Below are 15,516 nucleotides of genomic sequence, written 5' to 3'. Positions count from 1 at the left end.
TTTTTATTCCAGCAACTCGCGCGGAATGACAAAACCCTGCACGGAACCGCTGCGCCAACGGACCCGTGCCCAATCGTCGATGTCAAACTGGATCACGGTTGTGGCGCAGGTCGGGTAGTCGTGAAACCGGGGGTGATCCGGGGCTTGCCGGACGATACGGGCGGCAAAGGCAGCAATGCCGGGGTTGTGGCCCAGCATCAGCACCGTGGGTTCCGTGGCACCTGACAGATCAATCAGGATGTCCTCTGGGTCCGCATGATAGAGTGTGCGGTGGAAGCAAACCTTATCGGCCTGCAGCCCCATTCTGTCCCAGGTCTCGCGCGTACGGGCCGAGGTTGAGCTCAGCACCTCATCCGGCAGCCAACCGTTGTCACGTAACCACCCAGCAATCGCCGGGGCTGATTTGCGTCCGCGCTTGTTCAGGGGGCGCTCATGATCATTCAGCGCCGGGCTGTCCCAACTAGACTTCGCGTGGCGAGTCAAGATCAGGGTGCGGGTCATAACGGGTGAAATGCTCTCATGTGGTGGGCGGATTGTTCTGGGTCGCGCCCGGCACCCGCGCTGAGCGGGCAGGACAACCGCGCAAGGCAGCCGCCGGTCATGCAGGTTTCCCCCGCCTCAGTGGAGAGGTGGCCGTGGCAGGCATCGACGTCATAGAAGCTCTGGCTGTTCAACGCTCCCACCGGGCAAGTCTTGGTGCAGGGGGCCGGGCAGGAGGTGCAGGGTGAGATACCGGGGGCTTCGGGGATGGTGAATTCTTCGGCGAAATGCAGTGCGCCGCGGTATGAGATCATCATTCCAACCGTATCATGCACCAGCGCGCCCACCGGGCTGCTGAAGGTACGGCCGGATTTCAGCGCCCAATCGATAAAGGGCGTGTAGGGTGGGCCACCAAACGGGAAGTATGCGTCAGCCCCGAGATCGCGCGCCATTCCTCCGACCACGCGCGATGACCAACGGTCGACCGGGTGGTCTCCGGTCCATTCAGGAGAGGCTTTCAGGGTCGGCCAAAATTCCGGTCCCGCGCCCAACAGGATCAGAGTGCCCCCGTCCAGTTGTTTGGTTTCGGTCAGACGCGGATGCAACGCGCCCATGATGATCAGCCCGGCATTCTGAGCGAACCGCTCGACACGGTCATAGGTGTCTGCAGAGGAGGTCAGGGGGTGTCTGGTCATGTCTCCTCCGCCACGATTGTCAGTCTGGCCGGATCAGCGAGCCCGCACCGTGCTCGGTGAAAAGCTCCAACAGCACAGCGTTGGGCGCGCGGCCATCCAGAATGACCACCGCGCGAACGCCGCTGTGTAGCGCATCCAACGCGGTTTCGGTTTTGGGGATCATGCCGCCCGCAATGGTGCCGTCCAATGTCATTTCGCGGATCTGGCCGGCTTTAAGTTCGGTCACCACGTCTCCGGCGGCGTTTTTGACGCCTGACACGTCGGTCAGCAGCAGCAGCCGGTCAGCCTTAAGTGCAGACGCGATGGCCCCGGCAGCAGTGTCACCATTGATGTTGAAGGTTTCGCCATTCGTGCCCGCACCCAGGGGCGCGATCACGGGTATCACGTCATGCGCGAACAGGTCGTGCAGGATTTTCGGGTTCATTTTGGACGGAGAGCCGACAAATCCCAACGCAGGATCGGCCTGATCGCAAACCATGAGGTTGGCATCCTTACCGGACAACCCTACGGCTGTACCGCCCTGACCATTGATCGCCTGTACGATACGCTTGTTCACAAGGCCGGACAGGACCATCTCAACCACTTCAACGGTGGCTTTGTCTGTCACACGCTTGCCGTTCACGAATTCGGACTGGATATCCAACTGGTCGAGCATCGCGTTGATCATAGGACCGCCACCATGCACGATCACCGGGTTCACGCCGACCTGCCTCATCAGCACCACGTCGCGGGCAAAGCTCTCCATTGCCTCATCGCTGCCCATGGCGTGACCGCCCAGTTTGATGACGACTATCGCGCCGTCATAGCGCTGTAGGTACGGCAAGGCGCTGTTCAAAGTGGCGGCGGTGGCAATCCAGTCCCGGTTCATATCTCGTGTCTTCATATATTGGTCCTCTTCCCCACGTGTTAGGCGTTTTGGCCGCATAAGCCAAGATCGCTGTTGTGAGTGCACTCGGCGCTCCTAGTATGTCCACACGCTTTGAATCAGGAAACGCGTCGAATGGAGAGAAAAGCTCTTATTTTGACGGGTGCAAGCCGGGGCATAGGTTTCGCGAAGGTGCGACGGTTCCATGCTGAAGACTGGTGGGTTGTTACATGCTCGCGTGCTCCTGTGCCCGAAGATTGTTCGTGGGAAGGAAAAGAAAACCATGTGCAACTGGTTCTGAGCGATCCGGCCGACACGATCAATTCAGTTGGTATTCTGGCGCGTGGGTTGAAAGATGAGTTGGCCGCAGCCCATGGATAATTCGTAAATGAGACATCCATTGCAGGTTCGCGCGTTCATCCATCTACAGGCGTTGCCTACGCTACATCCAAAGCGGCACTGGCCGCACTGACGCGGGAAATGGCACGTGACTTCGGTCCACGGGGTGTACGTGTGAACGCCATCGCGCCCGGTGAGGTTGAAACTCAAATTCTGAGCCCTGATACCGATAAAACGGTGGAGAAACTGCCGTTGGGCCGAATGGGGCAGTCACAAGAAGTTTCAGCCGCGATCTACTTCGGGCTTTCTCAGGAAGGTTCGTGTATTTCCAGTGCGAAAATCGAGGTGAATGGGGCGCATCACGTTTAGACCTTTGGAAGGTTGTGCCGAGACCGGATTGCGGAAATGACCGCACCGAACGGATCGGTTCGGCCAATTGCGTCAACTCAGGGCGCGTTTCATCGCCGGGATATTGCTGACCACCAGCAGGTCGAAAAGCAGCACGGCCAACAATGTAAGACCGACCAGAGGGAAGGCCATCGCGGTGAACAGCCCAATCAGAACGGCCCCTTTCCACAAGGGCAACTCCGCTGGCATCGGTGGCGCGGCCAGACGCCCTGCGCGTTGCGGGCGGCGCTTAATCCACATGACCACCCCCGAGACGCAGACAAAGATCACCGACAGGCAGAACACCAGATTCAGGATAAAGTTCCACATGCCTATCAGGCCCATGTGGAATGGTATGCCAAGGGCCATGGATTTACCCATCAGCGAATAATCCTGATACCGGACGTCAGCCAGGATTTTTCCAGTGTACTGGTCCACATGGATGGTCCGATCATTGACCGGATCGGTCGAGTCACTGCTCATGCTGTCCCGGTTCAAGGTCCAGACCCCGGTTTCGCCACCGGGATATGCCACGCGGAACCGCCCGGTCATATCCAGAGTGGTTCCCAATGCCACAAGCGCGTCGATATTCACCGAAGTGCCCTGCGGAACGCCGTCGATCCCGGCTTCAGAACCCGAGGCAGGCATCGGTGTCTGCTCCAGCGCCCAGGGGACATCGTTCTGGTGGCCGTGGTTCATACTGGCATGGGTCTCGTCCGAGAGGGGCACGTTGTCCCATTTCTCAGCCGGAAAGCTGCTCCAAGGCTGGACGATCATCCCGCCCCAGACACCCGCCCAAGACAGGCCCGAGATCAGGAAAAACACCAGAAGCAGCGACATCCAAAATCCGGTCACCACGTGCAGGGATTTCCACAGGGCGCGGCCCCGCGCGCGCAGGTTGGGCACTAAGGCCGCAATGGCGTTGTCGCGCGGCCACCACATGTAAAGGCCGGTGAAGACCAGTAGCAGGCTCAGCCCTGCGGCGATCTCAAGAATGCGGTCCCCTGTCGTGCCGATTAGCAGGGTCGAGTGGATGTTGTCCGCCAGATCGTACCACCCTGCGCGGCGATCCCAGACCTGCAGAACCTCTCCGGCATAGGGGTCGACAGCCACAAGACGCTGACCCGCTTCGGTCTTGATACGGAAGACGGTGGCCAGATCAGCCGCCTTCGGACCGATCCATTCGACGACGGTGCCCGGAACCTCTGTCAGAGCGACCTCGGCCTGTTGTGAGGCGGTCAGGGCCGCGCCCTGAACCTCGACCGCGATCTTTTCACCGTCTCGCCCGTCAAACTGCGTAATGAACATCATAATCAAGCCGGTGACGGTCAGAATTAGCAGGAAGGGGATGACGAAAATCCCCGCGTAGAAATGCCACCGCCAGGCGGCGAAATAGAATTTTTGCGCAGCAGTGGTCTGCGCCGGGGTTTCCCCCAGGGTTTGGCTATCCAGTGCCATAGTGTTCTCCGGATTCGAAAATTGCCCCGCGCAGCGCCTGCGCAGGCTTTCATGATTTGAAATGAATCAGGAGAAGACAGGTGGGGCCCTTGCATCATACCGGGAATGGAATCCGGCACTGCGGTGAGTGAAGTCGCGGTGTGGCCAGCGGGGCTGGATCAAGGTGCCAACAGGCAAGATTGCTCCGACCGGGAGCAGATCTACATCCGCAGTCAGGCCCGCAAAAGGGCACATGATGCGCTGGTCACCATTGTCATGGATGGGATCGTCCGGGCCCAGATCGACCCATTGTTCGACTGTCCCTTCGCCGGTACACAGCACCAGCAGCATTCTGCCGTCATCGCCCTTGGTTGGCATCCAACCCTGTGGGATCGTGCCGGTCAGCAACACCGCCAGCGTGGTCAACAAGGCGAAGAGGCGAACCGGCAGGCTCATTCCAGATGCGCGATGATCGAGCGTAGTGTCGGAATGCCATCGCCTTTTTCAGACGAGGTCAGCACGATTTCCGGAAAGGCCGCAGGGTGTTTAGACAGCGCGCCACGCACCTGCTCCAACACCTTTTCGCGATCCTTGGCCTTGACCTTGTCGGCCTTGGTCATCACGCATTGAAAGGTCACGGCGCTGGTATCCAACAGCTTCATGATCTCGGCATCGACCGGTTTCACTCCATGGCGCGAGTCAATCAGGACAAAGGCCCGGCGCAGGGTCTGACGACCACTCAGGTACTGTTTCAACAGCCGTTGCCACTTCTCCACCACCTTCACCGGCGCGTTGGCATAGCCATAACCGGGCAGGTCAACCAGATACAGTTCGGGGCCTTGGGTGAAGAAGTTGATTTCTTGGGTACGGCCCGGCGTATTCGAGGCGCGTGCCAGCCCCTTGGTGCCGGTCAGCGCATTGATCAGGCTGGATTTCCCCACGTTTGAGCGGCCCGCAAAGCAGACCTCCAGCCGGTCGGGCGCGGGCAGGCCGTTCATTGCAACCACACCTTTGACGAATTCGGACTCGCCTGCAAACAGTTTACGACCACGCTCCGACGCGAACTCGTCCGGGTCTTTCGCCAGGGGGAAGGGGAGTGTACTCATAGCGGTTCCACCTTGTCGCCAACGGAGATTTCGCCACCTTTGAGAACCTCGGCATAGACGCCAAAATTCTTGTGTCCCCAGGTTTCCAACGCGTCCAGAGTATCTGCATCGCGCAGGCCTGTTTCCGGGTTTGCCGTTGTTGCCAGACAGCGCGTGATGCGTTCACGGACGCGGAACACCGCCCCGCCGATGCGAACTTCGCGGTCCAGCCATTCGAATTCCTCCCACAGCGGCATTCCATCGAACCAGATGTTACCGCGCCAGCGGTGGATTGAAAGGTCCTGCCCCAGTTTTTGTCCAACTGCGCGGTGAGACGACATGTTGCACAGGCTGATTGAGGGAAAATCGCTGTCGGTCATGCCGCGCCCCGGAACCCGGATGATCCGCGCCGAGGCGGCCCGGTCTGAAGGCATCAGAGGTTTGACCCAGTCCAGAAACGCCTGCTGCTCGCTGTCCGGGGCAAAGGTCAGGTCCGGGCGGTCCGGGTGGGACAACGTCAGGGTTTCACCGTTGGACAGCGTTGAGATTGCCATCAACTGCGGCGCTTTTGCGCCCCGGCTGAAATTGGCGCACGGCACCCATTCCGAGCCGTCCGCCTTGGACGCCTCATGCGCAACCGCCCAAACACGATCCCCGGGCATAGTCTGCCCGGGGATCACAGATACGGTTTCGACGGCTTCACGACCATGGCTTTTGATCGGATGTCGCCAAAGCTGGATCACTTCAGCTGTCATTTGTCATCCGTTTTCGGCGTGCGCTTGAAGCCAGACTTAATGTTGCCGAACACGTCCGGTTTGTAACCCTGGCTGCGCATGATCAGGTACTGCTGAGTGAACGTAATCGTGTTGTTCGCGATCCAGTAAACCACCAGCCCGCTGGCAAAGCTGCCCAGCATAAACATGAACACCCACGGCATCCAGGCAAAGATCATCGCCTGCGTCGGGTCGGTTGGTGCCGGGTTCAGCTTTTGTTGAAGCCACATCGAGATACCCAGCAACAGCGGCAGGATACCGATGAAGATCAGCGCCATGAGGCTGTCGGGCTGCGGACCGGCAAAAGGCAGCAGGCCGAACAGGTTCATGATCGAGGTCGGGTCCGGCGCGCTCAGGTCCTGGAACGGGCCAAACCACGGGGCCTGACGCAGTTCGATGGTGACGAAGATCACCTTGTACAGCGAGAAGAAGATCGGAATCTGCATCAGGATCGGCAGACAGCCCGCAGCCGGGTTCACCTTTTCCTTCTTGTACAGCTCCATCATGCCCTGCTGCATCTTCTGACGGTCGTCACCAGCGGCCTCTTTCAAAGCCTCCATCTGCGGCTGGAGTTCCTTCATCTTCGCCATCGAGACATAGGACTTGAACGCTAGCGGGAACAGGATGGCCTTGATGATCAGGGTCAGGCCGATAATGGACCAGCCCATGTTGCCGATCAGGGCATTGATGTTGTGCAGCAGCCAGAAGATCGGCTTGGTCAGGAAGAAGAACCAGCCCCAGTCGATGCTGTCGATGAACTTCTGGACACCTTCCGCTTGATATTCACGGATGGTTTCCCATTCCTTGGCACCGGCGAACAACTGAGTGGTGACCTCTTCGGTCGCACCGGGGGCAACAGTTACCGTCGGCAGAACCGTTTCGGTCTGATAGATCTTGCGGCGCGCGTCGTATTTCGCGGCGGCCTTGAACGCGGTCCCGGGTTCGGGGATCAGCGTGGTCATCCAATAGTGGTCGGTAAAGCCGATCCAGCCGTCTTCCTTGACCTGATAAACCTCGGCCTGCGCCCGTTCGTTGGGGTCGATGTCGAAATCGCGGACATCGCCGTAGTCGATCTCGGCCAGTGTTCCATCGGCCATGCCAATCACGCCTTCATGCAGGATGAAGAAGTTCTTCAGGTCGGGCAGGTCGCCGTCCTCACCAATGCCGTGGCGGGCCAGAATACCATAGGGGGCCATTCCAACCGCGGCCTGGCTGTTGTTTTCGACGGACTGGTTGACCGTGAACATATAGTCCTCGTCAACCGAGATCGTGCGGCGGAAGGTCAGCCCTTTGCCGTTGTCCCAATTCAGGGTGATCGGTGTGTCGACCCCCAGCGTCTCACCCTGTTCCACAGTCCAAAGAGTGTTCGGGCCCGGTACGTCGGCGCCGGCCACTCCGGCACCCGGAGCCCAGCCATAGAGGGCGTAATAAGCCGAATCCGATCCGACCGGAGACAGAAGCTCGACGATTGGTGCGCCTTCTTTGATCGAGACCTTGTAGTCCTTCAGAAACAACTCGTCGATGCGACCGCCCGACAGCGACAGACTGCCCTTCAGGCGAGGGGTGTCGATCTCGACCCGTGGGGCCTGTTCTTCGGGCAGGGTTTCTTCGGCGGCAGTTGTCGCTTCACCGACGGTGCTGGTGCCCGCAGCGTTGGGCGTCTGAATCTCACTGCCGTCGACAGCGGTCACCTCGGCCTGATCTGGTGCGAGCTCTTGTTCCGGCGGCGGGAACAGCACGAACCAAACAAGGATCACGAGAAAGCTGAGCGCGGTTGCAAGGATGAGATTCTTGTTCTGATCGTCCATCGGGGACAGCCACCTTAAGCAGTGAAACACACCCGGTGGGTTCAACAGAGTGCTGGCCCAAAGGTCAAGCGGAATCGCTTGTTAATTCGTCACGGATCGCGTTTCTGTGGTGGAAATCTTCGATTACGGGCCAGTTCTGCGCCCGATTTTCGGCACTCCGTTGACTTTGTTCTGATGTGCGGCAACCCAGTCCAGCGTCTTTTCAAACGGCATCGGTTTGCCAATCCCGAAGCCCTGAACATGATCGCATCCCAGTTGGGCCATCAGGGCATGTTCGCCCTGAGTTTCAACCCCTTCGGCCAGCGTTTCGACATTCAGGCGCTCGGACATGGTCAGGATGGCGCTTACCAACTGCTGCTGGCTGGCGTCACGATCCGCTTTGGCGACAAAGGACCGGTCGATTTTGATCCGCGAGACATTAAAGCGCTTGATCGATGCAATCGAGGCATGCCCAGTGCCGAAATCATCCAGATCAATGCAACATCCAAGTTTGGACATGCTCGTCACGTTGCGGGTGATCACATCGTCGGGTCGCCGCGAGAACACGGTTTCCAGAATCTCAACCGCTAGGCGGTCGGGCGTCAGGTCATTCTGGTCCAGTTCCCATTTCAGTCGGTCGATCAGGACCGGGTCGCGCAGTTCGTCGGATGAGAAATTCACACCGATCCGGGGCACCACTATCCCGGCACGATCCCAATCGCGCATGGCAGCAAAGGCGTGATGCCGCATCGCCTGTCCAAGTTTCTCCATCAACTCGGCCTGTTCGGCGAAGGGTAGGAACACCTGTGGGCTCAACACCCCTTTTTGAGGATGTTCCCAGCGGGCCAGCGCCTCGAACCCGGTCACGCGCCCCGTGTTGGTCGAAATCTGAGGCTGGTACCAGGGGCGGATTTCACCGTTGTCCAGCGCCGTTTCGAACTCTTTGCGCAGATTGGCACGAATGCGCGAACGACGCTGCGTTTCGCTGGAAAAGGCGCGAATGGTTGACGGTCCGTTTCTTTGCGCTTCGCCCAAAGCGGCCGAGGCGGCGTCGATCCAGTCTTCGTACTGGCCATCAGCGGCGCTGGAAAGCTGGCTGAATCCGATCGAGCAGGACACATACACTCCTGTACCGTTGAGTGTGAAAGGCTCCTCAACAACGGCCTGAATGCGTCCGGCCATCTGAATGCAGGCCTCAAGATCCAGCTGGCGCGAAGGTTGCAGGCCAATTGCGGTCTTGTTCTGGTCCAGGCGGGTCACGATATCCTGCGTGCGTATGACCGAGAGGATGCGGCGGCTAAATTGGTCGGTCAGATGATCGGCCGCGGCGTTGCCGTGCAAATCCAGAAAATCTGAAAAGTCGTCCAGCGCAACGAGGATGCAGGCTGAATCTGCCCCCCCGGGCGCGAATGTTTTAAAAATACTTTCCATTTCCGCGGCAAAGGCGTCAATGGCCATCATGCCGCCGGGCGCGTTGCGCCGCTGGCGCTGCTGGTCGGAGCGGGCGTCAAATGTGGCGGCACCCAGGAAAACCAGCGGCAGGCATAGGGCGGCAACCACCAATGCCCGTTCCCCGCCGATCCAGAAAGCCGCCAGGCTGATCGCCGGGACAAAAGCCAAAGCGGCAGGTCCGCTCAGAATGGAAGTTAGAGCATCGAGAACGCGTTCAACGGAGAAACGTTTCCACATCGGTTTTCTGGGCCCCTACGTTTAGGCATAGCACGTATTGGGCAACCGTAGAAAACCAATCTGAGTCAGACGTTAACGCAACAGTGGAATTTCACCCGAATTTTCGTCTTTTTCGCCGGGGTTTAGCGCGAGCGCCTGGAAATCGAACAGTTTCGGGTCCAGCAAATGCGAGGGCCGCGCGTTGGTCAGGGCCCGAAACATCACCTGACGCCGACCGGGGCTGTTCTTTTCCCACTGATCCAGAATCTGCTTGACCTGTTGGCGCTGCAGCCCGTCCTGACTTCCGCACAAGTCGCAGGGGATAATGGGGTAGTTCATCGAGGTGGCGAATTTCGCGCAATCGGCCTCGGCCACGTGGGCCAGCGGGCGGAAGACGAATAGGTCGCCTTCTTCGTTCACCAATTTCGGTGGCATCGTCGCCAGACGTCCGCCGTGGAACAGGTTCATGAAGAACGTCTCAAGGATATCGTCCCTGTGATGGCCCAGAACTACGGCGCTGCAGCCTTCCTCGCGCGCGATCCGGTATAGGTTGCCCCGGCGCAGGCGGGAACATAACGCGCAAAAGGTGCGGCCCTGCGGAACCTTGTCCATCACAACGGAATAGGTGTCCTGATATTCGATGCGGTGGGGTACACCCATGCGTTCCAGAAACTCGGGCAGGACAGTGGCCGGAAATCCGGGCTGACCCTGATCCAGATTGCAGGCCAAAAGATCAACCGGTAGCAACCCGCGCCATTTCAGCTCATAAAGGACCGCCAGCAGGGTATAGCTGTCCTTGCCGCCCGACAGGCACACCAGCCAGCGGGGCGGCTTGCCGTCTTTGTCATGAGCGGACGGGTCCACCATCCCGTATTGCTCAATGGCTTCGCGGGTCTGGCGCACGATTCGTTTGCGCAGCTTCTTGAACTCAGTGGTCGAGGGCGCGCCGGCAAAGAGCGGATGGATATCGTCAGCTTCGTCAAACATGCGCAGCCCCTACAGCAGTTGACGCAACCGGGCAAGGGGACCGGTCAGCCGAGGCGGGCCAGTAGCGCGCCTGTGTCCAGCCCGGTCACCGACCCGGGGATGCGCCCGCTGTCGCCCGAAAGACGCGTGCCTATGAACCCATCGGCAACCGCGCCGGGGGCATTGCGCAGAAGTTGTGAGGCAGTGAGCAGCAGCGCCGTGCGTTCGGCAAACCAGCGCGCCTCGGCCTCGGGGGGGAGGTTGGGCCATCGGTCGCGATGTGCCTTCAGGGCTGCGTCATAGGCGCGGTCCGCACCCGTTGCGGCGTCCAGTTCCGTTTGCAACACATCAACGGCCAGCGGCTCGCGGGTAAGAGTGCGCAAGATGTCGAGGCAGATCACATTGCCCGACCCCTCCCAGATGCCGTTCAGGGGGGCCTCACGATAAAGCAGGGGCAGGGGGGTATCCTCGACATAACCCATACCGCCCAACACTTCCATTGCTTCGGCCACGACCACGGGGCAAAGCTTGTTGTTCAGGAACTTGGCCAGAGCGACACTGATCCGGGCAAATGCCTTGTCCTCGGGGGCCTGGCCGTCGAACGCCTGTGCTACGCGCATCCCCAGTGTCAGCGCGCCTTCCCAGTCCAGCACCAGATCCGCCAGAACCGCACGCATCAGCGGCTGGTCGATCAACCGACGCTGAAAGGCACTGCGATGGGTAACCCAGTGATGCGCCTCGGCCAGAGCGGCACGCATCAGACCCGCGGGGGCCATGGCCGTATCCAGCCGCGTATGGTGCACCATTTCGATGATCGTGTGCACACCAGCGCCCTCGTCGCCCAGTTGATAGGCCAGTGCGTCGTGGTATTCAATTTCAGCCGAGGCATTGGACCTGTTGCCCAGCTTATCCTTCAGTCGCATCAGCTGAATAGCGTTGCGCGCACCCTCCAGCCAACGGGGGAGAAGGAAACAGGTCAGTCCGCCCGGGGTCTGCGCCAGCGTCAGAAATCCGTCCGACATCGGGGCCGAGCAAAACCACTTGTGCCCGCGCAAGTGCCAGTGATCGCCATCCCGCGTGGCCGTGGTGGTATTGGCGCGCAGGTCCGAGCCGCCCTGTTTCTCGGTCATCGCCATGCCCAGCGTGGCACTGGTTTTCTGCGTGATTGGTTTTGTAGCCGGGTCGTATGTACGTGCCGTAAGCTTTGGTTGCCAGATTGCGGCTATATCCGTGTTCACGTCCAGCACCGGATAGGCCGCATAGGTCATGGTCAACGGGCAGCAGTGCCCCGGTTCGACCTGACTGGCCATATAGATCATCGCGGCATGAGTAGTATGGCCACCCGGCTGCCCGTCCCATGGCAGGGCGGCGTATCCGGAGGATTGGCTGATCTGCATCATTTGATGGTAGGCGGGGTGAAAGCGAACTTCGTCCAAACGCCTGCCGCCTGAGTCGAACAACAGTGGTTCTGGCGGATGCTGGTTTGCGATGCGGCCCAACTCGCGGGTCTCAGCGCGTCCCAAGTGCTCGCCATATACCTCCAGAGGCGCGGTGCGGCCTGCAGCGAAGCCAACCGCATTGCGCAGCACCGGGTCGGCGGCCCAAAGGTCGCAATCCCCGCGCATTGGCGGTTGATTCAGGACCTCATGCGTGGGCAGCTTTTGGTGCGCGTCGGATGTCATCTGGAGCTCGGGCTGTGTGGATCCAAGTGTTTAGCGCGGATTTTGATGGGTCAAGTCTGACCGGGGGTCACGCGGAATCTTCGCATTTGCACTCGGGCACCGGATCGTACCCGTCACCACCCCACGGATGGCAGCGCCCGATCCGCCGGGCCGCCAGCCATGCACCTTTGATGGCCCCGTGTTTTTCCAGCGCCTCCAGGGCATAGGCCGAGCATGTGGGCTGATAGCGGCAGTTGAACCCAACCCAAGGGCTGAACACCAGCCGATAGGCCCGGACAGGCAAGGCAAGGATATGCGCCAGCAATTTCATTCCCGCGGCCCGTGCACTTTGCGCAGGGCATATCGCAGGTCATCGAGAAGGGCGTCGAACGGGCGTTCTGCAGTGACCTCGGCGCGGCCGATCAAAACGTAGTCCCATCCGTCCTGTCCTTGCGCAGGCAGCACGGCGCGGGCGGCCTCGCGTAGACGCCGCTTGGCGCGGTTACGGGCCACAGCATTGCCGACTTTCTTGGAACAGGTGAAACCGACACGAATCCCCGGCGCTTCGTCCGGGGCGCGCCTGCGGGCCTGTACCATCATCGATGAGGTGCCCTGCCGACGCGCGCGGGCGGCTTTCAGGAAATCTGACCGTTTCTTGAGAACGGTCAAAGTTTCAGGTGCGCAAACGGACGCCGCCGGGGGCGTTTCCCCGGGCTGGTTCTTACCATCCACAGGGGCCTCCGGCGGCGTCATGTTCATAACCTGATCGGTGAGCGGTTTACGCGCTCAGCGACTTGCGGCCACGTGCGCGGCGCGCGTTCAGGATTTTGCGGCCGGCCTTGGTGGCCATGCGCGCGCGGAAACCGTGGCGGCGTTTGCGAACCAGGTTCGAAGGCTGATAGGTGCGTTTCATCGCTCCGTCTCCAATCTATAGCGGTGGGGTGCGGCGCGGATTCGCCTGGCCCTAGTGTTCGAAGCCCGTCCTCTACTGGGAAGCGGGGGGTAAGTCAAACCCCTAGGTGTGAGTTTTGACGCCTTTTGCAACAATTCTGTAACCGGGTCGGGCAAAAGGTTTCAAAATCGTGGTTTTAGACCCCAAACACTCACATTCCCTGCCGTAAACATCAAGGCCGCGTGAAGTCCCTGTTGCGCGGGCCTTGGGCGGCGCATGTTGGGGACAGAATGAAACGAACAAAACCGGACAGCCTCATGAGCGATACAACTCAGGCACCGCGCAGCGGGCTTGCGCGCCATATCCCGTTGCTGGTGATTCTCACTGTTGCCGCGGTGGGGTTCTTCACCTTGGGCGACTACCTTACTTTCGAGACACTGCGCGACAATCGCGAGGCACTGCTGGCGTTGCGCGACTCGCACTATTGGGTGATGGCAGCCGTATTCATCACGGTTTATATCGTGATTGTGGCCTTTTCGCTGCCGGGGGCCGCTGTTGCCTCGATGACCGGAGGGTTCCTGTTCGGCCTGTTTGCGGGCACCGTCTTCAACGTCTTTGCCGCCACTATCGGCGCTTCGACCATTTTTCTGGCGGCGCGTTGGGGCCTAGGCAAATCCCTGACCGCACGGTTGGAATCCTCTGAAGGGACGATCAAAAAGCTGAAAGAAGGCCTGCGTGAGAACGAAATCTCGGTCCTGTTTCTGCTGCGCCTTGTGCCGGTAGTGCCGTTCTTTGTGGCCAATCTAGTTCCTGCGTTGGTGGGGGTGAAGTTCCGCAACTTTCTGATTACCACCGCGCTGGGCATCATTCCGGGCGGCATCGTCTACACGTGGATCGGTGTCGGGTTGGGCGGTGTGTTCGACCGGGGCGAGACACCGGATGTCTCGCTGCTGTGGGAGCCCTTCGTCATCGGCCCAATCATCGGCTTGTGTGTGCTGGCTGCTCTGCCGATAGTCATCAAAGTCCTGCGTGGCAAAAAGGGCGCCTGAACTCATGCGAGACCTGAAAACGGATATCCTGGTGATCGGGGCCGGGTCGGGCGGTCTGTCCGTGGCGGCCGGGGCCAGCCAGATGGGGGCGGATGTCATTCTGCTGGAAGGCCACAAGATGGGCGGCGATTGCCTGAACTTCGGCTGCGTTCCCTCCAAGGCGCTGATCGCCAGTGGAAAAGCGGCTTATGGGCAGGCGCATTCCGCCGCGCTGGGCGTGGCGGATGTAGTCCCTCAAGTCGACTACGCCGCCGCCAAGGACCACGTGTATGACGTGATCGCCCAGATCGAGCCGATGGACAGTCAGGAGCGGTTCGAAGGGTTCGGAGTCCGGGTGATCCGGGAATTTGGCAGCTTTGTCTCTCCGACCCAGGTGCAAGCGGGTGAGAACTTGATCACTGCACGACGCGTGGTGATTGCGACGGGCTCGTCGCCTCTGTTTCCACCGATCCCCGGGTTGGATCAGGTGCCGTACTATACCAACGAAACCATCTTCGACCTGCGCGAAAAACCGGAGCATCTGGTGATTATTGGCGGTGGCCCCATCGGCATGGAAATGGCGCAGGCCCATATCCGGTTGGGCAGCGAGGTGACGGTGATCGAGGGCCTGCAGGCGCTGGGCAAAGACGACCCCGAAGCGGCCGAGATTGTGCTGGACACGCTGCGGGCCGAAGGTGTGGCGATTCACGAAAAGGCAATGGTTGCCCAAATTCGCAACAATAAGGGCCTGGTCGAGGTCGTGACCGAGAATGGCGACATCTATACCGGCTCGCATCTGCTGCTGGCGGCCGGACGCAAGGCCAATACCGACCGTTTGAACCTGAAGGCCGCGGGGATCGAACCTACCCGAACCGGGATCAAGGTGGATGAGACGCTGCGGACGACGAACCGGAAGGTCTACGCCATCGGTGACGTTACAGGTGGGATGCAATTTACCCATGTGGCCGGATATCACGCCGGGATTATCATCCGATCGGCCCTGTTTGGACTGCCGTCAAAGGCGAAAACAGCACATATCCCTTGGGCCACCTATACCGATCCCGAACTGGCGCAGATTGGCCTGACCGAGGCGCAGGCGCGCGACCAGCACGGCGACAAACTCGAGATCGTACGCTTTGACTATCACCATAACGACCGCGCCATTTCGGAACGCAAGACGAACGGCTTCATTAAGGTCATGGTCGTAAAAGGCCGCCCAGTCGGGACCACAATCGTTGGGCATCAGGCGGGCGAATTGATCAACTTGTGGTCGCTGGTCTTGGCCAATAACCTGAAGATGGGGCAGATCGCTGCAATGGTTTCGCCTTATCCGACGATCGGAGAGCTTAACAAAAGGGTGGCGGGTGCCTATTTCTCGCCAAGGCTATTTGAGAATCAAATGGTTAAACGGGTGGTCCGGTTCGTCCAGCGCTGGATGCCCTGACCGGAAAAG

At 59.9% G+C, this 15,516-nt stretch carries 16 protein-coding genes and 1 pseudogene; 3 read left to right on the top strand and 14 right to left on the bottom strand.

Translation table 11 applies throughout. From position 1 onward, the window contains the following. Nucleotides 1-3: 3 nt before the first annotated feature. From ACR0IK_RS19035 to argB, 3 genes are read right to left on the bottom strand one after another with little or no spacing between them, the layout of a single operon-like run. Nucleotides 4-501 (bottom strand): SixA phosphatase family protein, encoded by a 498-nt coding sequence (locus ACR0IK_RS19035; protein ID WP_480642779.1) that lies wholly within the window; start codon nt 499-501, stop codon nt 4-6. Next, nucleotides 498-1,175, bottom strand: a complete 678-nt coding sequence (locus tag ACR0IK_RS19030; RefSeq protein WP_480642778.1) for a ferredoxin — start codon at nt 1,173-1,175, stop codon at nt 498-500. Before ACR0IK_RS19030 ends, ACR0IK_RS19035 begins: the two co-directional genes overlap by 4 nt. A gap of 19 nt (nt 1,176-1,194) precedes the next feature. After that, the gene (gene argB, locus ACR0IK_RS19025) at nt 1,195-2,058 is read right to left on the bottom strand and encodes an acetylglutamate kinase (protein WP_480642777.1); all 864 of its coding nucleotides are present in this window, start codon (nt 2,056-2,058) and stop codon (nt 1,195-1,197) included. Nucleotides 2,059-2,175: 117 nt separating this feature from the next. Between argB and ACR0IK_RS19020 the strand changes: the two are divergent. Continuing rightward, nucleotides 2,176-2,748 (top strand): annotated as a pseudogene (locus ACR0IK_RS19020) (SDR family oxidoreductase). A 72-nt stretch (nt 2,749-2,820) separates the two neighbouring features. On the opposite strand, the gene ACR0IK_RS19015 reads toward ACR0IK_RS19020, so the two are convergent. From ACR0IK_RS19015 to rpmH, 11 genes are all read right to left on the bottom strand, one after another. Continuing rightward, nucleotides 2,821-4,224, bottom strand: coding sequence for a PepSY-associated TM helix domain-containing protein (locus tag ACR0IK_RS19015; RefSeq protein WP_480642776.1), 1,404 nt, complete (start codon nt 4,222-4,224; stop codon nt 2,821-2,823). 66 nt (nt 4,225-4,290) lie between these two features. Further along, a complete protein-coding gene (locus tag ACR0IK_RS19010) occupies nt 4,291-4,659 on the bottom strand; it encodes a DUF2946 domain-containing protein (RefSeq protein ID WP_480642775.1) in 369 nt (122 codons plus the stop codon). Next, nucleotides 4,656-5,309 (bottom strand): ribosome biogenesis GTP-binding protein YihA/YsxC, encoded by a 654-nt coding sequence (yihA, locus tag ACR0IK_RS19005; RefSeq protein WP_480595955.1) that lies wholly within the window; start codon nt 5,307-5,309, stop codon nt 4,656-4,658. The genes ACR0IK_RS19010 and yihA overlap by 4 nt, the downstream gene beginning before the upstream one ends. Beyond that, entirely contained in the window at nt 5,306-6,043 is a 738-nt protein-coding gene (locus ACR0IK_RS19000; protein WP_480595957.1) for an MOSC domain-containing protein, read from the bottom strand. The genes yihA and ACR0IK_RS19000 overlap by 4 nt, the downstream gene beginning before the upstream one ends. Continuing rightward, nucleotides 6,040-7,869, bottom strand: a complete 1,830-nt coding sequence (gene yidC / locus ACR0IK_RS18995) for a membrane protein insertase YidC (RefSeq protein WP_480642773.1) — start codon at nt 7,867-7,869, stop codon at nt 6,040-6,042. Before yidC ends, ACR0IK_RS19000 begins: the two co-directional genes overlap by 4 nt. A 123-nt stretch (nt 7,870-7,992) precedes the next feature. Then, the gene (locus ACR0IK_RS18990; protein WP_480642771.1) at nt 7,993-9,537 is read right to left on the bottom strand and encodes a putative bifunctional diguanylate cyclase/phosphodiesterase; all 1,545 of its coding nucleotides are present in this window, start codon (nt 9,535-9,537) and stop codon (nt 7,993-7,995) included. A gap of 72 nt (nt 9,538-9,609) precedes the next feature. Continuing rightward, nucleotides 9,610-10,503, bottom strand: coding sequence for a tRNA 2-thiocytidine(32) synthetase TtcA (ttcA, locus tag ACR0IK_RS18985; protein ID WP_480595963.1), 894 nt, complete (start codon nt 10,501-10,503; stop codon nt 9,610-9,612). A 44-nt stretch (nt 10,504-10,547) separates the two neighbouring features. Further along, a complete protein-coding gene (locus ACR0IK_RS18980; RefSeq protein ID WP_480642770.1) occupies nt 10,548-12,164 on the bottom strand; it encodes an acyl-CoA dehydrogenase family protein in 1,617 nt (538 codons plus the stop codon). A gap of 67 nt (nt 12,165-12,231) precedes the next feature. Next, nucleotides 12,232-12,474, bottom strand: coding sequence for a membrane protein insertion efficiency factor YidD (gene yidD, locus ACR0IK_RS18975; RefSeq protein WP_480642768.1), 243 nt, complete (start codon nt 12,472-12,474; stop codon nt 12,232-12,234). Further along, a complete protein-coding gene (rnpA, locus tag ACR0IK_RS18970) occupies nt 12,471-12,896 on the bottom strand; it encodes a ribonuclease P protein component (RefSeq protein WP_480642766.1) in 426 nt (141 codons plus the stop codon). The genes yidD and rnpA overlap by 4 nt, the downstream gene beginning before the upstream one ends. Nucleotides 12,897-12,921: 25 nt before the next feature. Then, the gene (rpmH, locus tag ACR0IK_RS18965) at nt 12,922-13,056 is read right to left on the bottom strand and encodes a 50S ribosomal protein L34 (RefSeq protein ID WP_005980833.1); all 135 of its coding nucleotides are present in this window, start codon (nt 13,054-13,056) and stop codon (nt 12,922-12,924) included. A 296-nt stretch (nt 13,057-13,352) separates the two neighbouring features. On the opposite strand from rpmH, the gene ACR0IK_RS18960 reads away from it, so the two are divergent. After that, nucleotides 13,353-14,084 (top strand): TVP38/TMEM64 family protein, encoded by a 732-nt coding sequence (locus ACR0IK_RS18960; RefSeq protein ID WP_480595971.1) that lies wholly within the window; start codon nt 13,353-13,355, stop codon nt 14,082-14,084. 4 nt (nt 14,085-14,088) lie between these two features. Next, nucleotides 14,089-15,507: a dihydrolipoyl dehydrogenase family protein gene (locus tag ACR0IK_RS18955; protein WP_480642764.1), complete on the top strand. Its 1,419-nt coding sequence runs from the start codon at nt 14,089-14,091 to the stop codon at nt 15,505-15,507. Nucleotides 15,508-15,516: the final 9 nt, after the last annotated feature.

The sequence above is a fragment of the Ruegeria sp. BF7 genome (genome assembly GCF_056538605.1).
Note: the sequence above shows the minus strand (reverse complement) of the source record. Positions and strands in the feature narration are given on the sequence as shown.